Here is a 19,330-nt window from a genome sequence, read left to right on the forward strand (position 1 = left end):
GGCGAAGACGAAGCTGTCGTTTCCCGTTCCGCCCGTGAGGATATCGGCGCCAGGGCCACCGATGAGCCGGTCCGACCCGCCCCGACCGTCCAGCTGATCGCCGCCGCCGAGGCCTTCGAGCGTGTTCGCTCCGCCGTTGCCCACCATGGCGTTGGCGAGCCCGTTGCCTTTTCCCGCCAGATTGGCAGCCGACCTCAGGAAGAGGTTTTCGACATTGTCGGCCAGGGTCCAGTCTATATAAGCATGCGTTTCGTCAATGCCGCCATTGGCCTCCTCGATGGTTTTGTCACCGGCGTTGTCGACATAGTAGACGTCAGCACCCGCGCCGCCGACAAGCGTGTCGGCGCCGACCCCGCCGATGAGTTGGTCGGAACCGCCGCGGCCCTCCAGGACGTCATCGCCCGCCAGCCCATCCAGCACGTTGGCTCCCTCGTTTCCTCCGAGTTGGTCGGCAAAGGAAGAGCCTGTAAGATTTTCAATGCTGGTGAAGGTATCGCGGTCACTTCCGATGCCGGTCCCGTCCAGACCGAAGTGTTGTTCCAAGGCGTCGATCCAATATGAGGCGATTTTTGCATAACCCTCGGCAGTCGGATGCAGTCCGCTATCAAGCGGCGGTGCTGTGATGTCATCTGGTGTCAGATCACGCATGTCGACAAAGATGACCTTATGCCCTTGGGCGGCCAGTTCAGAGATCAGACCGGGCATTGCATCGTTGTAGGCGTCGACCCGGTCCGCACGCGCCTGTGACTGCTGCCCGACGCGAATGGGAGGCAAGGAACCGACGAAGACGGTCAAGGCGGGATCGCTCGAACTCAAGCTGAGCAACAGGTTGCGCAAATCCTGCAGCATCGTTGGCACGCTATCGGTCGCGCTATCGTTCGTTCCGGCGATCAGCAGCGCGGCGTCGGCCTTGGTAGCCGCCACAATGTCGTCGTCTATTCCGTTCAGCTGATTCAGCGTCCAGCTGCGGTGTCCTTCGTGATCGCGATCTTGCATGCTGGCGGGCCCGTTGGACAGGGAGCCGACGAAATCGATCTTGACGTTGAGTGCGTCCAACCGTTCCAGCATGAACTTCCGATATCCGCCACTTTCGGTATCGGACGAGCTGGCGATCACTCCATATGTGATGGAGTCGCCGAGCGGCAGTATCGAAAGCAACTTGTAGGCATGCCCGGAGGCCAAATCGGCAATGACTCCACGGGAAGAAGCCTTGTAGCTTACACTGTCCAAGCTGCCTCCGCCGACGAACGCATCTGGACGGTTGCTGTCATAGAATACAGTCACAGCAGTCTCTCCTCTTGGCAAAGGGGCACGCTCAACTGGAAGTCACCCACCAAAGGGCATAGGGGTACGAAGCGCTGACGGGGTTGGTGAGAAGCCTACATGACGAGTTCCTTGGATATCACTGGCGTAGGTTTGTTCTCCGTCTATGCTGCCTCCAGGGAATGCGGCCGGACCGCCCGCTCGAGAATATGATCAAATGGACGGAGTTGCCGGCATTCGTTGACGGCCTGTTCGACTTGGATGTCGAGAACCATTGTGTATGGCCTCTTCAGACGGTAGTCCGGTGCAGCCGAGGCCGATACGATCGGGCCCCATGCAGGTCAGCGAGGCAATTTCAATGTTGCATCGCATTATTGATGCGATGCAACATGATATTTGCCACTACTTTGGGTAGCTGGGCAACACTTTTTTTACGCCTGCAACACCTCCGGGGCGACTACCAGTGGCGTCGGCCGGTGTCCACGATCCGAGGAGCTCAAAATCATTCTTGGTCGTATTGCTATCCATACCTGTAATCAAATCATTCGCAGGGCCCACAAGGCGGCCTACGCCGGATGCTTACTGAGGGTCTGCTCATCACCACCCTTCTGCGTCGCCTGGTGGGGAAGGACCGCTTCGTCGGAGGAGCGGTTGTTCATTCGGCGACGAGCAACGGCAACAATTGGCGCACGTGATCGGTTGGTGCGTTCTCCCTTCAGATTGCCTGATGAAGCTCGGGAAAGTCTGGCCAGGGTAGAAAGTTGCCATCCAGGCTCATCTGCCAGAATGAGCAAGTAGCGCCGAAACCGGAAGATGGAACTGCTTCGCAACAAGGTCCGATTTACTAGGTGAGCAGACCTCTGGTCCGCTAGAGTCCCAAGTCTCCACCTGGCCGCAGACCGAAAAACCCGGAAAACGCTTATCTCATGGTAAGCTGATGCATCTGGAGCGCCTATGAAGAAGCCGACCGGCTCCACCGAGGCAATGAGGATTGAGGACCTTGACGACGCGGGGCTGGTTGAACACGCGCGACAGCGTGACTCCGCCGCATTCTGGTTAATCATCAAGCGTCACAATCAGCGGCTTCACCGGGTCGCCCGCGCCGTCCTGAATGACGACACCGAGGCCGAGGACGTACTTCAGGAGACCTATATCCACGCCTTCACCCATCTGGCCGAATTCCGCGCGGAGGCGCGGCTGTCGACCTGGCTCACCCGGATCGCGCTGAACGAGGCGCTGGGACGCCGCCGGAAAAGGCGGCCCACCGTAGACGTGAAAGCCATCGAAGGCATGGTCGCTCCGTTCAGCGCCGACAAGCCTGATCCCGAAGAGGCGGCCGCTCTCGCTGAAATCCGCAGCCTCCTGGAGCGAGCCGTCGGTGGCTTGCCAGAGCCGTTTCGCATCGTCTTTGTCATGCGGGACGTCGAGGAAATGAGCATTGAGGAAACGGCTTTTCTTTTGGCATTGCGACCTCAGACAGTGAGCACCCGTCTTTATCGCGCACGCCGGCTGTCGCTTGGCAGTTAATCGGGGTCTTCCTCAAATTGTGTGGTGCTGCTCATACTTGCCGCCATATCCGCACGTTTGGACCGTTTGAAGCACGCATCGTGCGTCGCGCGGTCGCTGAACCGCTCAGAATATCCACTTTGGGGCTCTGTTTCGGGGCCATCACACAATTTGAGGAAGACCCGTTAATCGTGAGAATGACGCCTTTTCGATTACAGTTGGCAAGCAATGCACAGAATGGGAGAACGCACACTCAAAAAGAAAATCAACCCGCATCAGCGGCAAGGAAAGGAAGAAGCAGAAACGGCAGCCGAACGCCAGCGAAAATACCAAACACGGACCATGAAAACACAAAGGATCAAAGAAAATAAAAATGACCCGAATACAGTAAAAAAGCAAATCCAAGCTATCAAATTAACGCAACAAACAACCAAACGAAACCGAAAACAACGAATTCTCACGATTAACGGGTCTTCCTCAAATTGTGTGATGGCCCCGAAACAGAGCCCCAAAGTGGATATTCTGAGCGGTTCAGCGACCGCGCGACGCACGATGCGTGCTTCAAACGGTCCAAACGTGCGGATATGGCGGCAAGTATGAGCAGCACCACACAATTTGAGGAAGACCCCGTTTAACTGCCAAGCGACAACTTCTTTTCCGCGAGCATCACGTCCCAGGCGTCTCCGAGTTCCGCTTTTGGTGACCGCTCAAGGATGGCGAAGAACCCTTCCACCAACGGGAAACAGGAGGCGATCGCTTGCCGGATCGCGTCCTTGGGCGCCTCGGAGTGGTAATGCTCGAACTCATTGCGAAGCTTCTGAAGATCCTTGATGTTTCCGGCCGGCCAGGTCAGCCCAAACCCTTTGAACTGCTCACGCAATTCATTCAGGTCAATCGTCTGAAATCCCTTTGGCTCATAAACGATATCGCCCTCGTTGTTTCAGAACGGGTGCGAATTTCGAGGCAAGAATCTCCATCGGGTCGACATTTGGCGCGGCATTAAGAAGGCACTGTTTCCCCAGCAGCAGTTCACCCGCGTAGAAGTTTCGCAGCGCGCTTACCGGCCGACGCTCATCATTGGACTGGAAGTCTTCGACTACGCCGCGAGCGTAGCCGTCGAGCGCAACCAGGCGGATGCTGAGCGGTCGCAACGAGCGCACCGACTCGCGCCCGGTTTAGGCAACCTTGGGTGCGAGCTTGATCAGCTTCTCCAGCCGGCCAAGGGTCGAGCCCCAACCGTGCTTACCCATCTCGACCATTTCGTCAGTGATGCCTGACTGCACGAGCGTGAAGCGCGAGCCGCCCTTGCCGTCCGACGCGATTTCGAAGCGGACGGTACTGTCGACCTCCTCACCCGGCACGTTCATGGTGAACTCGACGGCGTGCGGCGGCACTACGTTCTTCACTACGCCGCGCATTTCGAAGGGGCCACGCGCACTGTTAAGGACGAGCGACCACGGCCCAAGGCGAGTGAGGTCGAGGTTGGCTTCCGTTGCCGTTGTGCCTTCCGGACCCCACCACTTCAGGAGGTTTTCGGCCTCGGTGACGTAGGCGAACAACTGCGCCGGTGCGATGGGGTATTCGCGCTCGATCCTGAGCTCGCTCATTTTCGTTTCTCCTTTTCGATGACGTGGCCGAGCCGGTCGAGGCTCTGCTCCCAGAATTCACGGTAGGTCAGCGACCATTGCCCAATGGCGCGCATCGCCTCGGGACGGACCGAATAGAGCCGGCGCTGGGCGTCGACACGCTGGATGACGATGCCGGCCTCGCGCAGCACTCTGAAGTGATGCGACATCGCAGGTGCCGACATCTCGCCGTCAGCGACGAGATCTCCAGCTGCGAGTTCGCCGTCGCGCAGAAGGCGCTCGACGATTGCGAGACGGACATCGTTCCCAAGGGCAGCAAAAGTGTCTGTGAGTGACATAACGTATTTCCACGATCGCTTAATTAAAGATCATGGAAAACAATCGTCGTCAACCGTGTGGTTCGGTGGCTCGACTTCGGCGGCAGCTTAGGCTGCTTCTTCGCAGCCGGTGGGGAGGGGATGACGTCGTTGAGCAAGCTATTAGCGCGCCGAGCCTGATCGGTTGGCGCCGACGTCGGCTGCAGATCGAACGCTGCTTTTTGCTGGCGCACGAACAATAGGCGGCGAAGCAGCTCGCGCCGGATTGAGAGGCGTCATGAAACAAGCGAGGTCCGCATGGCTCCTCACCGGCGAACCTTCCGAAATAGCGGAGCAGTTCGCGGGGCTGTTGTGGGGATGTCTGATGGTGCGCCTGATGCTTCGTGTCGTCGATCAGCCAAGTCCCCGCCAGATGGTGCAGCGCGCTCACAAAGCCACGGTCGCTTTTCTGCGGCTTTATGCCCAGACAGACGCCGGGAGGTAGAAACTTCGGTCGCGAAGTTAAGAGGTGAGGCTCGGCGCCTCGCCCGACCCTTACTCGGTCAGGCGGCAAGCATTGGCGCCTTCTCCTTTGCCAGAGCCTTTTCGGCAAGTCCTTCGATGACCTTGAGCAGCATGTTCCGGAACATGCGCCGGATGATGAGGTGATCAGCCACGACGCCCACGAACCCGTATCTCGGTCGATAAGTCGTTTCCATGAACAGTCGCGTGCCGCCGCCGCTCTGCGGGAGGAGGCCAAGTGTGGTGACCGTACGGTCGACGGGAAGTGTGCCGTCGTAAATGTCGACGGTGTATGAGCGCCCCTCCTGCCAATCGATCACCTTCTCGCGGATGTAGCCCTTCCCGCCCTTGAAGTCGCACTGGCGCTCGGTGCCCAAGCCACAGGCCGGCGAACCATCCACGAGGTATGACTCCGAGAGGTGCGGGTTGAAGAAGTCGATGTTGGCGAAGTCGGCCATGAGCGCCCAGCATGTCTGCGGGCCTGCTGCGGTAGAGTATTCGACGCGCACTCTTGTCATCTGATTCCATCCGTGTAAGAGAACGATCGTTCTCTGTCAAGGAGTGTCGATGGTTGTGGGTGAGAAAGGACCAGACGCGGACCGTGGCACAATCGTCCGTCGGGCGTTGCAGGCCTTCTGGAATCGAGGCGCTGAGGCGACTTCGTACAACGACATCGTCGCGGCCACAGGATTGAGCCGGAAGGCGCTATATGCGCTATGGCCTGAGAAGGACGCGCTCGTCCACGAGGCGATGGAGCTCTATCGCGCCGAGGTTCTGGGGCCTTTGGTGAATGGCCTCGCAGTCGGTGGACGGGCGGGACTCGAGGCATTCTGGGACGCGCTCACAACGGGCGTTAAGACCCCCGGCTGGGCGGGCTGCTTTCTCTTTCGCTCGGCCGGTGGAGCCCTACGCGGCGACCCGGTCATCGCCAGGCACTTTGACGAACATGTCGCGCTCTTGCGAACCGGGATAACGCGCGCCATGCGGGAAGCACAGAGGGAGAGCGCGACCGATACGAAGATCGATACCGCGGAAGCCGGCTGGCAGGTTGTGGCCGTCGCCGCTCTTATCTCGACCTACGGTGCGATGTCGGGCAACTCGCGGACGGTGACAGCGCTCATTTCAGCGGGTCGCTCGGCGTGCGGGCTTGGACGCCCCAACACGCGGGCTCCGAGGGCAGACTAGTCGCGCGACATAGCAAGCCAGGCAAGGACGGCACCCAGGATAGTGCGGAAGACAACGCTTGGGATCGCGGCGAAACCTACGATGGCGCTGAAGTAGGCGTGTAGGTCGACGGCGGATCCCGCGAACATGTAGAGGGAGAGGCTGAGGAGGATCACCGTTTGCGCCGGCGCACTCCCGCGGTGGCGCACAGCCCATACAATCGGAAGCATCGCGAGAAACGCAGCTGCGATGGTGCGAGCGAGGAACTCAGCAACCGGCGACGCCGCAATTCCGACGACGGACAGCATCGCTGCTGGCGCGAAGTAGCCTAGCGCCGCGGCCAGAAGCAACCCGAAGGTGAGCACAACCGCGCTGAACTGAATTGCCGATCTCGTCACATTTTGCCCTCTCTCGACGCACTGTCAGGCGCGCATCGATCGACCGGCCGATGGCGTACTCAACGATCAGGCGCCTGCGTCTTGCCTGAAGGCGAAGAGGGCAAGCCCGAAAGCGAGCATGATCGCACCGAAGGTACTGCCTGCGGTCCGATCGTCTTGCTACCAGATCTGCCAAGATTGTCCTAGCACAGCATGATCAGGAGAGGCTGCCTGGGACGCGAACTAATGGATACCGACAAGGCAGTCATCAGTCAAAATTTGCATCGTTCAGCCAGCTGCCAGCGAACCCGGCGCGGCGCAATCCGGCCACGATGTACGGACAGCCGCGCATCAAGCGCCAAACCAGGCCGCTCAGGTAGTTCTCGATCATCAGCACTATGGGTCCCTGATTGATGCCGAAGTGACAAGGCGACACCCACCACCCATACGGATTGCCGGGCTCGCCTGGATGAGTGGGATTGAAAGCCGCTTTGAAGCCGTATCTGTTGAACTGCTTCAACTTCGCCTGATGGATGCAGAAGTCGAGCGCCTCCAGGACTATCTCCGGAGCGAATGGCAATGAGGCGGCGACCGCCCAGGGAGCAAGTGTCCCGTCATCGGGTCCATGGGGAACGCCGCGCCCAACATAGTCGTAGAACTTCCGCCGGCTGCCGCTCAGCTTGAGAGTGGCCGGACCGGGTCCGTCGCTTGCGGTAATGCCCCAGCAATGCTCACCGTAACCCTCGAACTTGCGCGGGTTCATGATCGCATAGCATTGATGGAGGTAGGTCGCCCGGCGACTGTTCTCGAAGTAGTCGATACCCTTCTCCCGCATGAAGGCGTCCCGGATTCCGCGAAAGTCGACCCAGACATGCGACAGCTGATGAGCAAATAGCGGACCGGCATAGAGGTAATCGTAGCCGTAACAGCTCTCCCAGCGATAAGTCGATGTCCAGGCCGCGTAGCTGCTTTCAGGAAGCGGGTGGGTCGGCGACCCGAGACCCAGAATGTAGAGAAGCAGAGCCTCGTCGTAGCCTTCCCAGCGGCACTTGATGAAGCCGCCTTCAGGGGTCCAACCGTGCGTTACGGTCTGATCCAGGTTCTGCGCCCACTGCCAGTCCGCGCGACGATAGAGTGCGTCAGCGAGCGTACGGATTTCCCGCTCGTCGGCTACTTCTGCGTCAAAGTACGCAGCCGCCGCCAGCGTGCCGGCCAGCAGGAGGGCGCTGTCGATCGTCGACAGATCGCAATGCCAGGCGCGACGGCCGGTCTGCATATCAAGGAAATGATAGTAAAATCCCCGGTATCCGGTGGCGTCAGACCCCGGTCCCTGGGGACTCGTCCAGAAGAAACGGAGTGTAGCCAGAGTTCGTGCGACGGCTTCATGCCGAGCCACGAATCCGCGCTCGACGGCGACGGGATAGCAGGCAAGAGCAAGGCCCGTCGCAGCGATGCTTGCCGGCCAATGCAAAGCAGTTTTGTCGCGGATGAGACCATTGGCCGGATTCACCTCGTCGCGAAAATAGTCGAAGGTCTCCTGCTGCAGCTACAGCAGTTCTTCGGTGCGGAGACTCGGCTTCGAGTTCATAATCTCCTCCTGGAGATCTCGCGTCGATAGTACGCGGCCGCGCCCGGAAGCCTTACCGACATTGCGTAGTGCTCACATCATGCCCATCGACGGCGCGCACCTATAAGGCGCCAGACGCCAAGGGCGGTCGGCCGCCAAGTGATTCGGGCTCTCCGAACACCACGGCCGGATATTACGTCAGAGCCGACTTCGAACCTTGTCGGGCGAGCGATTGAACTACTTAGCTCGCATTCCCCGCCAGCCGGCTCGTGAGATGCTCGAGCCAGTGGTCAAGCGAAAGCCTGCCCGGACCCCAAGCCATTATGCCGAGCGCCATGGCCGCCCATGTCACATGGATCGGCCAGCCGTCAGGCACCGTGAGCTGTATGACTATGGTCATGACAAGAAGTCCCAAGGCGGCAAAGCGCGAGAAAAGGCCGAGCACAAGCAGGATGGGCAGCAGTATCTCGGCCGAGCCGGATGCGAATGCGATCACAGCTGGCGCCGGGAAGGGATAAGGGCCGCCCGGGAGGTGCAACCGGAACTCCGAGCTGAACAGAAACACCGCGACGTCGTTTAGCTGCAAAAAGCCGTCCCATTTGTTGACGCCAGAACGCCAAAACGGCACCGCAAGACCAAAACGCAAGGCGAATTGGGTGAGCGACGGTTGGGCAATGGCCCTAACGACGGCGGTTACCCGCTCGCCAACATCGATGATCCGGCTCTGTCCTTTGTCATCGGCAAGCTGCGGTTCACTAGCCATCTCCGTCATCCTCCGAACTTAAAGTCGCTGAATGCACCCGCCGCGAGAACTCCGGCAATATTCGCGGGAAGGTCGAACGTCGAACTGTCTGCCATAGCAGCAGACGCGGCAGCACCCAGCGGCTCGCCCGACATTAGATGCGTGAGAAAGACCGCGCCGCCGGATGGAAGCTGCCTGACGGCGACTTCGAGCTTGGGTCGCGTTACCAATGCATCCTCCGGGTCGGCCGCCTCGATCTGTCCGACGGGATCGCTGCCGCGGTTCGCTGAGAAGATCGTGACTGCCGGATAGCGTGAGCGGACGATGCGCGTAGCCGGATGGGGTAACAAAACGGTGTCGCCCAAGTGCTCCGGGGGGATCGACCCAAAGGCCTGCGGCGTCAACGGCTCGGCATCGGAGGCGTGGTACGCGTCGAGCCATGCCCGTTCGATCCGTGCCACATCGGACATCCAGGGCAGCGATTGTGCGTGTTCGTAGCGTTCGATGAAGTCGGGAAAGTCGCGACCATATTCGAACAGAAGCGGTGAACCCGGCGGCGTGGCGCGCACGTGAAAGCGCGCCATTGCGCGAAAGAACTCAATGCCGGTGATGCGCTGGGTAGCGGGAAAGATGGCCGCAAGCGCATTGATGAGGCTGACCGTGACGTTGTTTCGGTACACGTTGTAGCGCTTGGCCGCCGCCTTTCCGTGTGGGCCGGCGACAACAGGAGGCGTCTCGCGATCGGGATCCAGCAGGGCCCGGGCAAACATCTCGGGGAAAGAGGAATCCGGACCGGAACCGCCCGGCCAGCCAGGTTCAATGGGACGCACGGATCCGCTCCTGTGCGACCGCGTCCGCGTGCCGGTCGAGTATCGTTTGCGCGGCGGCAGCCTCGGCCCGAAGCACCGGCCAGTCTGGAATTTCGCTGTCCCACTCGATCAGCGTCGGCCTTGGTCCGCATCGGCCGATGACGAGGTCGTAGAGTTTCCAGACCGCATCTGCGACCGGACAGTCGTGGCTATCGATAAGCAGAAGGTCACCCTCGTCGTCCGTCTGCCGCGCATGCCCTGCCAGGTGGATTTCCCCGACCTGATCCAACGGAAAGGCTGCGAGATAAGCCAGCGGCGAGTAGCCGTGGTTCGTTGCCGAGACAAAAACGTTGCTCACGTCGAGCAGGAGCCCGCAGCCCGTTCTCCGGGCGATTTCGCGAATGAAACCAGTCTCGCACATCGTCGATTCCGGGAAGACGACATAGGTCGACGGGTTCTCCAGAAGGATCGGACGACCGATCGCCGCCTGCACTTCGTCGATGTGATCTGCGACGCGCGCAAGTGTTGCCGGCGTATAGGGCAACGGCAGCAGATCGTTGAAGAAGGTCGTGTCGTGGGTCGACCAGGCGAGGTGCTCTGAAACAAGCGCCGGCTCGTATCGGTCGACGAGCGCCTTGAAGCGCTTGAGATGGGTCTTGTCGATCGGCTGCGGCCCGCCGATCGACATGCAGACGCCGTGGAGCGACACCGGGTGGTCTCGACGGATCCGGGTCAGTGCGTCGTGGGGCGGCCCGCCGGCACCCATGTAGTTTTCGGCGTGAACCTCGAAAAAACCTTCCAGTTTCCCCTCGGCCAGGATCGCCGGCAGATGCTCATGCTTGAAGCTGGTGCCGGCAAAGCCGACGATCGGATGGGCCGGAAAGCGCGAGGTTGCTGAAGTCCGTGACGCCCCGTGGTTAGCCAGATCGTTCATCGCCTCCTCCGCTTTCCGGCGCTTTGATTTCGCTTACGATGGAACGTCGCGCGTCAGCGGCTCCGTCGACCCCGTCCGGTCACCAGGCACCTTGATGTTGGCGCAGGTTCCGCCCTGAACGAGCGACCAGGCATTGCCCTGGAAGTCGACTGTCGAGGTGCCCTGGCAAGTCGTACCGGGTCCTGCCGCGCAGTCGTTCATGCCGGCGAGAGAAACGCCGTAGCACTTCTCCTTACCGGCGGCCATGGCCGCCTTTTCTTCGTCCTTGGTCATTGGCCCGGCGGACGCGAAAGACGCCAGCGCGGTCGCGACCGCGCCGGCCAAGACGGAAGCGCTTATGGTCGATCTGATGGACATGAGATGAATCCTCCAATTGGGGTTTTCGCACGCGGATTGCGGCGTGCGTGACAGATAATTCGGCTGAAACGGGCCACAGGTTACGCCGACCCGACACACGGTTTTGTGATCTCGGCCCCGCTGAACGCGGAGCGTAACTTTCTGTCATCGACTAGCGAAATATTGCGAGGAAGCTTCGTAGGTCGGCTCCGCGAATGACTCAGTGCTCGCAGGTCGACATTGTTCGGCCGTCCAAGGCGGCTGAGCCAGTTATCTCGTGGTGGCGATGGACACGATCAGACTCATCGAGACCCTTGCGGGAGACAGGCGGCAGTGGCCCCCTGACCCTACCCTCGCCTTACGACGTGCGGCTGTCCTTGCGACCGCAATTGCGGCAGCCATTATCCTCCTGACGTTCAGCATCAGGCTCGATCTGGCTATTGTCGCCAAGACACCGGAGTTCGCGTGGAGGCTCGCCTCGACCGCCTCGCTGGGCGTGAGCGCATTCTGCCTGGTCTTGAGGCTGTCTCGACCGGGGAACGATTGGCGGCCCGCCGCTGCAAATCTGACGGTTGCGCCCACGCTGCTCGCGATGGGGATTGTTGTCGCCGACTTCCTTCCGCGGTCGGCGATGCTGTCCGCCGTATCGACCAATCCAAACGGCTTCGTCTGCCTTGCCGGCATCGTTCTGGCCGGCCTTGCCCCCCTTGGCATCGTCGTTGCAGCACTCCGGCAGGGAGCACCAACACATCCGGCCACGGCGGGGGCGGCTGCGGGGCTTTTGGCAGGCGGCATCGCCGCTACCTTCTTCGCAGCTCACTGCGCGAGCGATTCATTACTGTTCGTGGCCACGTGGTACACGTTCGCCAGCGCGATACTGGCTGCGCTGGGAGCGACGGTCGCTCATCGACTGATCCGTTGGTAGGATCCGCAACCTCATCCGCCTGGAATTGTAGGCTGCCGAGCGCGCCGGCGAGTCGTAGATATCGGTATGCGCGAGCTGAACGCAACCCCTTGCGGTCAGGGGCTGGTCCTATGATAGCCAGTTCCATCGCGAAACAGCGTCTCGATCAGCGGGCATTCCGGCCGCGTGCCGCCGGCGCATTGGGCCACAACGTCCTTCAGCACTCTTTCCATGCGCTTCAGATCGGTGATCTTTGCCCGCACGTCGTCGAGATGCGCCGCGGCGACGGCGCTCGCTTCAGCGCAAGGCTGGTCGCGTTCGTCGACGAGACGCAGCAGCTCACGGATTTCATCGAGAGAGAAGCCGAGTTCACGCGCCCGCAGTACGAAGCGAAGGCGCCGCTCGTGCGTCGTGTCGTAGCTCCGATAGCCAGCCGCCGTGCGCGGCGGCTCGGGCAAGAGCCCGACCTTCTCGTAATAGCGCACGGTCTCCAGATTGCTGCCCGTCCGCCGCGCGAGCTCAGCCCGCTGCAAGCCCTTCACGCCAGCGTGATCGCGCATCGCAAACTCCCTCTTGACCCTGTAGTTGCTACAGACTGCATGGTACGAGGCTATGAGGATTTCGGCAATCACAATGAGGTCGGACATGGATGCAGAGCGATTTGGAACGGCAGGGGTCGCACGGGCAGAAGCGGAGGTCTCAGCGTCGCAGCAAAGCGCGGTGGGACGGCAGCGCCTGATCGCCGTTGGCGGCCTCCTCGGCGCGCTCGCGGCCTCTTCCTGCTGCATCGTCCCACTCGTCCTGTTCAGCCTCGGCATCGGCGGCGCCTGGATCGGCAATCTGACCGCGCTGGCGCCCTACAAGCCATTGTTCGTCACAGGAACAGCAGGCGTCCTCGGCTACGGCTTCTATCTCGTCTACTGGAAGCCACGGCGAGCCTGCGCCGACGACGCTGCCTGCGCGCGCCCAATCTCCAATCGCTTTGTTCAGATCGCGCTCTGGATCGCAACGGTTCTCGTCGCGGCTGCCTTCGCCTTCGACTACGTCGCCTCGCTGCTGCTTTCCGCCTGACGCCAAGAGGAGACCTGCCCGATGAACAAGCTTTTGAGCACGCTCACCCTGATCGGCTCGATCATGGCGCCTTCGGCCGCCTTCGCCGCTGAACGCACCGTTACTTTCGCCGTCGACAACATGTACTGCGCTTCCTGCCCCTACATCGTGAAGACCTCGATGGCAGCGGTCCCCGGGGTCTCGGATGTGGTCGTCTCATTCGAGGCCCAGACCGCGACCGTCACCTTCGAAGACACGAAGACGAACTCCGACGCCATCGCGGCTGCCAGCGCCAATGCCGGCTATCCCGCACACCCTCGGCAACAGGGCAGCTGAGATGAACGACCGCGCCCTGCTCCGCACAGGCGCGGCGGGCGCCCTCATCGCTGCGTTCTGCTGCGCGACACCCATTCTTGCCGTTCTCCTGCCGCTTGCCGGTCTGGGCGCGTGGCTCGCCAGTGCGGATATGGTGGCGTTTTCACTGCTCGCCGGCAGCCTGGGACTCATAGCGTGGGGCTTCTACCGCCGCCGGTCCAATGCGGCCTGCGGCGAGAACAAGGACCATAAGGAAAGCCTGAAGCCATGAACGATTGCTGCGCATCCACGTCGTCCCGGAACAAGGTGACGGCGGCTTCCGCCGAGACACTGCCCAGCTACGTCGTGCGGCCGGGTGTGACGTTTCCGGCCTGGTCGGTGGTTTCGTCGCCCGCGGTGAAGGAGGCCCTGCTGGCCATGGTCGGCTCCGACCATGTGCTTAATCGCTGGAGCGGCTATGATCCCGCCACGGATCGCGTGCGCGTTGCGTTGCTTCAGCTCTACGCCGAAGACGGACGCGCCCCGTCCATTGGCGCGCTTGCCGAGCGCGCCGGTTTGAGCGGGACCGCCATCCGGCCTCTGTTGCAAGAGCTCCGCCGCCGCGACTTGATCGTTCTCGACGGCGAACAGATCGTCGGCGCCTATCCCTTCGCTGACCAGGATACAGGTCATCAGGTCACGCTGGACGGACGCGAACTCAACGCTATGTGCGCCGTCGACGCCCTCGGCATCGGCGCCATGACCGGTCGCGACATAACGATCGTCTCGTGCTGCCGCCGTTGCGGCGCGCCGATCCGGATCACCACGCGGGACAAAGGGCGGGCGCTGGCCGACGTCGAACCGAAGTCGGCCGTCATGTGGCAAAGCGTCCGCTATGAAGGCGGGTGCGCTGCTAGCTCGCTGTGCGCAACGACCGCCTTTTTCTGTTCGGACGAGCATCTTTCCGCCCGGCGCGACGGACGTTCCGCCGACGAGTCGGGTTTCCGGCTGTCGACCGAGGAAGGGTTCGAGGCTGGCCGCGCCCTGTTCGGGCCGAGTCTTGCTGGACTCGATGCGCCGTCGAATAGCGCGGCGATCGCAGACCGCCCCGTCCGCAAGAACCGTGGCAATGGGGGTGCTTACGATCTCGTCGTGATCGGCGCCGGGTCAGCCGGCTTCTCGGCCGCGATCACGGCCGCCGACCAGGGTGCCCAGGTGGCGCTCATCGGTAGCGGCACAATCGGCGGTACCTGCGTCAACATCGGCTGCGTGCCGTCGAAGACGCTGATCCGCGCCGCCGAGACGCTCCATAATGCTAGGGCGACAGCGCGCTTCGCCGGCATCACGGCCGAGGCCGAACTAACCGACTGGCGGGAAACCGTTCATCAGAAGGACGCGCTCGTTTCCGAACTGCGCCAAGCCAAGTATGTCGATCTGCTCCCCGCCTACAACGGCATCGCCTATCGCGACGGGCCGGCGCGCCTCGTGGCCGGCGGCGTCGCGGTGGACGGAACGCATATTCCCGCCGGCAAGATCATCATCGCGACCGGCGCGCGACCGTCCGTGCCCGCCATCCCCGGCGTCGAGACCGTGCCGTATTTGACCAGCACGACGGCGCTCGACCTCGTGGCGCTGCCGCGCTCAATGCTCGTCATCGGCGGCGGCTATATAGGAGCGGAACTCGCCCAGATGTTCGCACGCGCCGGCGTCAAAGTGACGCTGGTGTGCCGGTCGCGCCTGCTCCCCGAGGCCGAGCGTGAGATCGGCGCGGCGCTGACGAGATACTTCGAAGACGAAGGGATCACCGTCGTTGCCGGTATCGCCTATCGCGCGATCCGCAAGACCGGTGGCGGCATATCGCTGACTGTCGCGCGCGACGGTCAGGACATGGCTTTCGTCGCCGATCAGGTGCTGATCACCACCGGGCGCGCGCCCAACATCGAAGGCCTTGGGCTCGCCGAGCATGGCATAGCCCTCTCGCCAAAAGGCGGTATCGTCATCGATGATCGCATGCGCACGACCCGATCCGGCATCTATGCCGCCGGCGACGTCACCGGCCGCGACCAGTTCGTCTATATGGCCGCCTATGGCGCCAAGCTCGCCGCCAGGAACGCGCTCAACGGCGACGGCCTGCGCTACGACAACAGCGCCATGCCGGCAATCGTATTTACTGATCCGCAGATGGCGAGTGTCGGATTGACGGAAGCGACGGCCCGCTCAGCCGGTCGGGACGTGCGCGTCTCGGCAATCGGTCTCGACCAGGTGCCGCGTGCGCTTGCTGCCCGCGACACCCGCGGGCTCATCAAGCTCGTCGCCGACGCTGGAAACGGTCGCCTACTGGGCGCGCATATCTTGGCGCCGGAAGGCGCCGACAGTATCCAGACGGCGGCCCTGGCAATCCGGCACGGCCTCACCATCGACGATCTCGCGGACACGATCTTTCCCTACCTCACCACCGTCGAGGGGCTGAAGCTCGCAGCGCTGGCCTTTGACAAAGATGTAACAAAGCTGTCGTGCTGCGCCGGCTAGGCGTCCGAATGGAGCGACGGAGGACCTGGTGAGAGATCGGTAGTCGCCAGCTGAGGCGCAGAGCGGCCGGCTGCAGGCCCCCTGATTGAGGGCGCTATTGCGCGGCGGAAATGCTCCCCAGCCCGCCTGCCGCAATGGACGGATCACGAAACAGTGACCTCTCCCGGGTCGCGCGACCGAACCCTTTTTCTCAGGTGACGCCTCTATAGGGCAACATGTGGTTTGTTGGTCCGTGACCGACTTTAACGCAGCAGCAAAGGGAACGCTCCGTGGAGAACCATTTTGTTCTGATCGAGGCCGCCCGTCACGGCGACCGTGGAGCTTTGGAGCGCCTGCTGGCCATCAGCCAACCGGACATTCGACGATACGCACGGTCGCAATGCACCGGGGGCACCGATGCGGACGACGCCGTCCAGGAAACACTTTGGCTGGTGTATCAACGCATCGGCGCACTGCGGACAGTCACATCGTTTTCGGCCTGGGTCTTCTCGATCGTCCGGCGGGAATGCAACCGCTTGTGGCGACAGATGAACGGCCGGACCGAATTACTGGCGGACGACCATCCGGCCTTCGTGTATCGGCCGGAGCCGGAATTGCGCGAGGATTTAATCGCGGCAATCCATTCGCTGCCAGACAGGTACCGCGAGGTGGTCGTGCTGCGGGATATTCGGGAGTTCTCGATCGGCGAGATCGCGATCGAACTCCGCCTGTCACGCGAGGCCGTCAAGAGCCGAATTCACCGGGCGCGGCTGATAATCCGCGAATATCTCGAGGACTAAGAATGCCGAGCTCCGGGCAATCTCTGCGGCGAATGACCCTTCGTGCCCACAGCAGGAAGAAGAGAGCCGTAAGCGCTTGTGTGCGCTCGGCGACCCACAGAAGCGTGGCGAACCTCGTCGCAGGTCGTGAAGGTTGCGCTAAGCGAGATATGCAGCGTTTCCCCCGGCCTGGGATCGCGCAAACCGCGCGCCGAAGCAGCGCCTTGGACCCGAAACCAAGACCGTTCGTCGGCGGAAGGGATTGAAATGAACCGTCTGTCGCGCGAGGTCGGCGCTCTACTGTCGCGTTACCTCAGTGCAAGGGCGCGTGGCCCCTACCCTCATCCGGCCGCGGATCTCGAAGCGATGCGCGAGCTGCTGCAGCCCGCGGATGTCATTTTGGTCGAAGGGGACCGTCGCATCAGCGGCGCCATCAAATATCTCACTCAGTCAACATGGTCTCACGCGGCGCTCTTTGTGGGCGAGCGCGGTGGCGTCGATTCGGAAGGGCGCGTTCGTGCTCTCGCTGAGGCTGACACAGAGCATGGGATACGAGCATTTCCCCTTGATGAGCTCAAGGGCTACCACCTTCGGATCTGTCGGCCAGCCGCGCTTGCCCCGGAGGACGCGCTCCGCGTGATCGGCTACGTGCTGGCCAGAGTCGGCGACCGATACGATCTCAAGAATGTAGTCGACCTTGCACGCTATCTATTGCCGACGCCGCCGGTGCCGACCCCTTGGAGAAGACGCATGCTTGCATTGGGCAGTGGCGACCCGACGCGAGCCATATGCTCGACGCTGATTGCCCAGGCTTTCCAGTCGGTTGGCTTTCCAATTCTTCCCGTGATCAGCGCTGAGGCAGGCTCCGCACCGGACTGTCGCGATTGTGTGCGCGAAATCTATCACATTCGCCACCATAGCCTTTTCGTGCCGCGGGACTTCGACGTGTCGCCATACTTTTCCGTGATCAAGCCATCATTGATGCAACCGGTCGACTACCGGACCTTGACCTGGGCAAAGGACGATCAGATGGTAGGTTTGTGATGCCCTCGCTGTGCTTTTCTCTTGCGAAGCATCCCGGTCTTGGTTCCGACCACCATGTGGTCGGTGCGGAGGACGGGCTCGGGACCGCGCATGCCCCTGCGGTACAGTCGGGCTTGGGTCAGACGCGCAGCCCTGATCGACTCTTCGTCAGGCTAGGTCTGCGCCGGCCGGCCCCCGGGCAGGAGTCATGTAGGCGCTTGCCCCTTAACCCTCTGCTGAGGTCCGCGTCCCGATGACCGACGGGAACAGCCAGCGCCTCACCGATCTCATGCGGTCATCCCAAGATGGTGACGGCAAAGCCTACCTCGAGTTGCTTCGAGCGATCACGCCGATGCTGCGGGCCACGGCACGTCGGCAGCTCCCGGTCTATAATCGGCAGGACATGGAAGATGTCGTACAGGACATCCTCATGTCGCTGCACGCCGCCCGGGCAACCTACGACCCGGAGCGGCCATTCATACCCTGGCTGATGGGAATCGCCCGAAACCGCATTGCCGATGCGGTTCGCCGCTATGCCCGGCAAGCAGCGCACGAGCAGGTAGTCGAGATCGTACCCGAAACTTTTTTTGATCCCGGAGCGAATATGTCAGCGGAAGTGTACCGCGATCCCGAGGCGTTGCGGCGGGCAATTGATGGTCTGCCCCACCAGCAACGCCGGGCGATGGAGTTGCTGAAGCTGCGTGAGATGTCCTTGAAGGAGGCCGCAGCTGTCAGCGGCACGAGCGTCGGCGCTCTGAAGATCGCCGTGCACAGAGCCGTGGGAACGTTGCGTGAGGTGCTGAGCAAAGGGACTTGAACTTGGAAACGGATGATCTGATCGAGCGCCTGGCGACGCGCCACAAGCCGATCCGCCGTTTGCCGCCCCCGCGGAAACGGGCTTTGTACTGGCTTCTGATTGCACTGTGCGGCGTGGCAGCCGTTGTGGTGCTGATGTCGCCGCGGGACGATCTGGCCGCAAAGCTAACCGATACCCGGTTCTTGATCGAAGAGCTGGCCGCGCTCGCCACCGCGGTGGCAGCGGCGTTCTCCGCGTTCTGCCTGATCGTTCCCGGCCACAGTCGAGCCGTGGCCTTGCTCCCCGCGCCACCGTTAGTCATATGGCTGGGTAGCCTCGGACATGGATGCTGGCAGGCTTGGCTCAGCTTCGGCGACGAGGCCTGGCGGCTCTCGCCCGAGTGGGTCTGTTTACCGGCAATTGCGGTAGTCGGCGCGATACCAGCGTTGACGATGGTCGCGATGCTTCAGAAGGGCGCGCCGATCGCCCCACGAATGACTGTGATGCTGGGCGCGCTGGCGGCCGCAGCTCTTGGAAACGTCGGGTTGCGCCTGTTCCATCCTCAGGATGCCAGTCTCATGGTTCTTGTCTGGCAATTCGGAAGCGTGGCGCTCCTGTCTCTGCTTGCAGGTTGGGGCGGCCGTCAGGTACTGGCCTGGCGGCACGTCGGGAACGCCTGAACCAGATCAGCAGCACGTGCTCGCCGGCGGCAACTGCTCAGCCGAAGATCACTCGCCCTTTCCAACCGGAGTGCGGCAGCGTCGCTGCCCGGTGATGTAACTTTCCGTCTTTGACACGCGAACTAACCTACAGACCTCCATGATCGTGGCGGGGGCGGAGCAGTGAAGCGAGGAGATACGACGTTGAGGCTGAT

26 protein-coding genes are annotated in these 19,330 nt (G+C 61.8%); 13 read left to right on the forward strand and 13 right to left on the reverse strand.

The window, feature by feature from the left end:
* A partial coding sequence (locus tag IQ26_RS10560; protein ID WP_240547052.1) for a GDSL-type esterase/lipase family protein occupies positions 1-1,284 on the reverse strand: 1,284 nt, incomplete at its 3' end.
* A 933-nt stretch (positions 1,285-2,217) separates the two neighbouring features.
* Here IQ26_RS10560 and IQ26_RS10565 point away from each other — a divergent pair.
* On the forward strand, positions 2,218-2,790 hold the full coding sequence (locus tag IQ26_RS10565) for an RNA polymerase sigma factor (RefSeq protein ID WP_240547053.1): 573 nt from the start codon (positions 2,218-2,220) through the stop codon (positions 2,788-2,790).
* A 216-nt stretch (positions 2,791-3,006) separates the two neighbouring features.
* Positions 3,007-3,369 (forward strand): hypothetical protein, encoded by a 363-nt coding sequence (locus tag IQ26_RS10570; protein ID WP_145716591.1) that lies wholly within the window; start codon positions 3,007-3,009, stop codon positions 3,367-3,369.
* A 31-nt stretch (positions 3,370-3,400) separates the two neighbouring features.
* Here the strand turns inward: IQ26_RS10570 and IQ26_RS10575 are convergent, their stop codons facing one another.
* Genes IQ26_RS10575 through IQ26_RS10590 form a run of 4 tightly spaced genes read right to left on the reverse strand, consistent with a single transcriptional unit; the run spans position 3,401 to position 4,693 of the window.
* Complete coding sequence (locus IQ26_RS10575) at positions 3,401-3,649, reverse strand: hypothetical protein (protein ID WP_145716593.1); 249 nt, start codon at positions 3,647-3,649, stop codon at positions 3,401-3,403.
* Positions 3,650-3,683: 34 nt separating this feature from the next.
* Entirely contained in the window at positions 3,684-3,920 is a 237-nt protein-coding gene (locus IQ26_RS10580; RefSeq protein ID WP_145716595.1) for a hypothetical protein, read from the reverse strand.
* A gap of 24 nt (positions 3,921-3,944) precedes the next feature.
* Complete coding sequence (locus IQ26_RS10585; RefSeq protein WP_145716597.1) at positions 3,945-4,376, reverse strand: SRPBCC family protein; 432 nt, start codon at positions 4,374-4,376, stop codon at positions 3,945-3,947.
* The gene (locus tag IQ26_RS10590) at positions 4,373-4,693 is read right to left on the reverse strand and encodes an ArsR/SmtB family transcription factor (RefSeq protein WP_145716600.1); all 321 of its coding nucleotides are present in this window, start codon (positions 4,691-4,693) and stop codon (positions 4,373-4,375) included. Before IQ26_RS10590 ends, IQ26_RS10585 begins: the two co-directional genes overlap by 4 nt.
* A 256-nt stretch (positions 4,694-4,949) precedes the next feature.
* Here IQ26_RS10590 and IQ26_RS41425 point away from each other — a divergent pair, with 256 nt between their 5' ends.
* Positions 4,950-5,156: a TetR/AcrR family transcriptional regulator C-terminal domain-containing protein gene (locus tag IQ26_RS41425; protein WP_162457920.1), complete on the forward strand. Its 207-nt coding sequence runs from the start codon at positions 4,950-4,952 to the stop codon at positions 5,154-5,156.
* A gap of 58 nt (positions 5,157-5,214) precedes the next feature.
* Here IQ26_RS41425 and IQ26_RS10595 read toward each other — a convergent pair whose 3' ends face one another.
* A complete protein-coding gene (locus IQ26_RS10595; RefSeq protein WP_145716602.1) occupies positions 5,215-5,691 on the reverse strand; it encodes an SRPBCC family protein in 477 nt (158 codons plus the stop codon).
* Between the two features lie 49 nt (positions 5,692-5,740).
* Between IQ26_RS10595 and IQ26_RS10600 the strand changes: the two genes are divergently transcribed.
* Positions 5,741-6,358: a TetR/AcrR family transcriptional regulator gene (locus tag IQ26_RS10600; RefSeq protein WP_145716604.1), complete on the forward strand. Its 618-nt coding sequence runs from the start codon at positions 5,741-5,743 to the stop codon at positions 6,356-6,358.
* On the opposite strand, the gene IQ26_RS10605 is transcribed toward IQ26_RS10600, so the two are convergent.
* The 6 genes from IQ26_RS10605 to IQ26_RS10630 form a co-directional block, all read right to left on the reverse strand.
* Positions 6,355-6,735 carry a hypothetical protein gene (locus tag IQ26_RS10605; RefSeq protein ID WP_145716606.1) on the reverse strand — a complete coding sequence of 127 codons (381 nt, stop codon included), beginning with the start codon at positions 6,733-6,735 and terminating at the stop codon, positions 6,355-6,357. The two genes, IQ26_RS10600 and IQ26_RS10605, sit on opposite strands and share 4 nt — an antisense overlap.
* Before the next feature lie 247 nt (positions 6,736-6,982).
* On the reverse strand, positions 6,983-8,260 hold the full coding sequence (locus IQ26_RS10610; RefSeq protein ID WP_167522678.1) for a glucoamylase family protein: 1,278 nt from the start codon (positions 8,258-8,260) through the stop codon (positions 6,983-6,985).
* A gap of 262 nt (positions 8,261-8,522) precedes the next feature.
* Positions 8,523-9,044, reverse strand: coding sequence for a DoxX family protein (locus IQ26_RS10615; protein ID WP_145716608.1), 522 nt, complete (start codon positions 9,042-9,044; stop codon positions 8,523-8,525).
* Between the two features lie 5 nt (positions 9,045-9,049).
* Positions 9,050-9,793: an HvfC/BufC N-terminal domain-containing protein gene (locus IQ26_RS10620; protein WP_145716859.1), complete on the reverse strand. Its 744-nt coding sequence runs from the start codon at positions 9,791-9,793 to the stop codon at positions 9,050-9,052.
* Between the two features lie 46 nt (positions 9,794-9,839).
* Complete coding sequence (gene bufB, locus IQ26_RS10625; RefSeq protein WP_145716610.1) at positions 9,840-10,766, reverse strand: MNIO family bufferin maturase; 927 nt, start codon at positions 10,764-10,766, stop codon at positions 9,840-9,842.
* A 33-nt stretch (positions 10,767-10,799) separates the two neighbouring features.
* On the reverse strand, positions 10,800-11,123 hold the full coding sequence (locus IQ26_RS10630; protein ID WP_145716612.1) for a BufA1 family periplasmic bufferin-type metallophore: 324 nt from the start codon (positions 11,121-11,123) through the stop codon (positions 10,800-10,802).
* Positions 11,124-11,388: 265 nt separating this feature from the next.
* On the opposite strand from IQ26_RS10630, the gene IQ26_RS10635 reads away from it, so the two are divergent.
* Positions 11,389-12,027 (forward strand): NrsF family protein, encoded by a 639-nt coding sequence (locus IQ26_RS10635; protein WP_145716614.1) that lies wholly within the window; start codon positions 11,389-11,391, stop codon positions 12,025-12,027.
* A 95-nt stretch (positions 12,028-12,122) separates the two neighbouring features.
* On the opposite strand, the gene IQ26_RS10640 is transcribed toward IQ26_RS10635, so the two are convergent.
* On the reverse strand, positions 12,123-12,566 hold the full coding sequence (locus tag IQ26_RS10640) for a MerR family transcriptional regulator (protein WP_145716616.1): 444 nt from the start codon (positions 12,564-12,566) through the stop codon (positions 12,123-12,125).
* Positions 12,567-12,651: 85 nt separating this feature from the next.
* On the opposite strand from IQ26_RS10640, the gene IQ26_RS10645 reads away from it, so the two are divergent.
* The 8 genes from IQ26_RS10645 (at position 12,652) to IQ26_RS10680 (ending at position 19,136) form a co-directional block, all read left to right on the forward strand.
* Positions 12,652-13,077: a mercuric transporter MerT family protein gene (locus IQ26_RS10645; protein WP_145716618.1), complete on the forward strand. Its 426-nt coding sequence runs from the start codon at positions 12,652-12,654 to the stop codon at positions 13,075-13,077.
* Between the two features lie 21 nt (positions 13,078-13,098).
* Entirely contained in the window at positions 13,099-13,392 is a 294-nt protein-coding gene (locus IQ26_RS10650; RefSeq protein WP_145716620.1) for a cation transporter, read from the forward strand.
* Position 13,393: 1 nt separating this feature from the next.
* Positions 13,394-13,642: a mercury resistance system transport protein MerF gene (merF, locus tag IQ26_RS10655; protein WP_145716622.1), complete on the forward strand. Its 249-nt coding sequence runs from the start codon at positions 13,394-13,396 to the stop codon at positions 13,640-13,642.
* Positions 13,639-15,879: a bifunctional organomercurial lyase/mercury(II) reductase MerBA gene (merBA, locus tag IQ26_RS10660; protein WP_145716624.1), complete on the forward strand. Its 2,241-nt coding sequence runs from the start codon at positions 13,639-13,641 to the stop codon at positions 15,877-15,879. The genes merF and merBA overlap by 4 nt, the downstream gene beginning before the upstream one ends.
* 323 nt (positions 15,880-16,202) lie before the next feature.
* Positions 16,203-16,658, forward strand: coding sequence for an RNA polymerase sigma factor (locus tag IQ26_RS10665; protein ID WP_240547054.1), 456 nt, complete (start codon positions 16,203-16,205; stop codon positions 16,656-16,658).
* 246 nt (positions 16,659-16,904) lie between these two features.
* The gene (locus tag IQ26_RS10670) at positions 16,905-17,681 is read left to right on the forward strand and encodes a C40 family peptidase (protein ID WP_145716628.1); all 777 of its coding nucleotides are present in this window, start codon (positions 16,905-16,907) and stop codon (positions 17,679-17,681) included.
* A gap of 232 nt (positions 17,682-17,913) precedes the next feature.
* Positions 17,914-18,477, forward strand: a complete 564-nt coding sequence (locus IQ26_RS10675) for a sigma-70 family RNA polymerase sigma factor (RefSeq protein ID WP_145716630.1) — start codon at positions 17,914-17,916, stop codon at positions 18,475-18,477.
* Complete coding sequence (locus tag IQ26_RS10680; RefSeq protein WP_145716632.1) at positions 18,474-19,136, forward strand: NrsF family protein; 663 nt, start codon at positions 18,474-18,476, stop codon at positions 19,134-19,136. Before IQ26_RS10675 ends, IQ26_RS10680 begins: the two co-directional genes overlap by 4 nt.
* Positions 19,137-19,330 lie beyond the last annotated feature (194 nt).

The organism is Mesorhizobium tianshanense, from assembly GCF_007830515.1.
GTDB lineage: Bacteria > Pseudomonadota > Alphaproteobacteria > Rhizobiales > Rhizobiaceae > Mesorhizobium > Mesorhizobium tianshanense.

Bases quoted from the DNA above. Each gene is read 5' to 3' on its own strand.
- IQ26_RS10565 (WP_240547053.1), top strand. From the start codon at position 2,218: ATGAAGAAGCCGACCGGCTCCACCGAGGCAATGAGGATTGAGGACCTT.
- IQ26_RS10570 (WP_145716591.1), top strand. From the start codon at position 3,007: ATGGGAGAACGCACACTCAAAAAGAAAATCAACCCGCATCAGCGGCAA.
- IQ26_RS10585 (WP_145716597.1), bottom strand. From the start codon at position 4,376: ATGAGCGAGCTCAGGATCGAGCGCGAATACCCCATCGCACCGGCGCAG.
- IQ26_RS10590 (WP_145716600.1), bottom strand. From the start codon at position 4,693: ATGTCACTCACAGACACTTTTGCTGCCCTTGGGAACGATGTCCGTCTC.
- IQ26_RS41425 (WP_162457920.1), top strand. From the start codon at position 4,950: ATGAAACAAGCGAGGTCCGCATGGCTCCTCACCGGCGAACCTTCCGAA.
- IQ26_RS10595 (WP_145716602.1), bottom strand. From the start codon at position 5,691: ATGACAAGAGTGCGCGTCGAATACTCTACCGCAGCAGGCCCGCAGACA.
- IQ26_RS10600 (WP_145716604.1), top strand. From the start codon at position 5,741: ATGGTTGTGGGTGAGAAAGGACCAGACGCGGACCGTGGCACAATCGTC.
- IQ26_RS10615 (WP_145716608.1), bottom strand. From the start codon at position 9,044: ATGGCTAGTGAACCGCAGCTTGCCGATGACAAAGGACAGAGCCGGATC.
- IQ26_RS10620 (WP_145716859.1), bottom strand. From the start codon at position 9,793: ATGTTTGCCCGGGCCCTGCTGGATCCCGATCGCGAGACGCCTCCTGTT.
- bufB (WP_145716610.1), bottom strand. From the start codon at position 10,766: ATGAACGATCTGGCTAACCACGGGGCGTCACGGACTTCAGCAACCTCG.
- IQ26_RS10630 (WP_145716612.1), bottom strand. From the start codon at position 11,123: ATGTCCATCAGATCGACCATAAGCGCTTCCGTCTTGGCCGGCGCGGTC.
- IQ26_RS10635 (WP_145716614.1), top strand. From the start codon at position 11,389: ATGGACACGATCAGACTCATCGAGACCCTTGCGGGAGACAGGCGGCAG.
- IQ26_RS10640 (WP_145716616.1), bottom strand. From the start codon at position 12,566: ATGCGCGATCACGCTGGCGTGAAGGGCTTGCAGCGGGCTGAGCTCGCG.
- IQ26_RS10645 (WP_145716618.1), top strand. From the start codon at position 12,652: ATGGATGCAGAGCGATTTGGAACGGCAGGGGTCGCACGGGCAGAAGCG.
- IQ26_RS10650 (WP_145716620.1), top strand. From the start codon at position 13,099: ATGAACAAGCTTTTGAGCACGCTCACCCTGATCGGCTCGATCATGGCG.
- merF (WP_145716622.1), top strand. From the start codon at position 13,394: ATGAACGACCGCGCCCTGCTCCGCACAGGCGCGGCGGGCGCCCTCATC.
- merBA (WP_145716624.1), top strand. From the start codon at position 13,639: ATGAACGATTGCTGCGCATCCACGTCGTCCCGGAACAAGGTGACGGCG.
- IQ26_RS10670 (WP_145716628.1), top strand. From the start codon at position 16,905: ATGAACCGTCTGTCGCGCGAGGTCGGCGCTCTACTGTCGCGTTACCTC.
- IQ26_RS10675 (WP_145716630.1), top strand. From the start codon at position 17,914: ATGACCGACGGGAACAGCCAGCGCCTCACCGATCTCATGCGGTCATCC.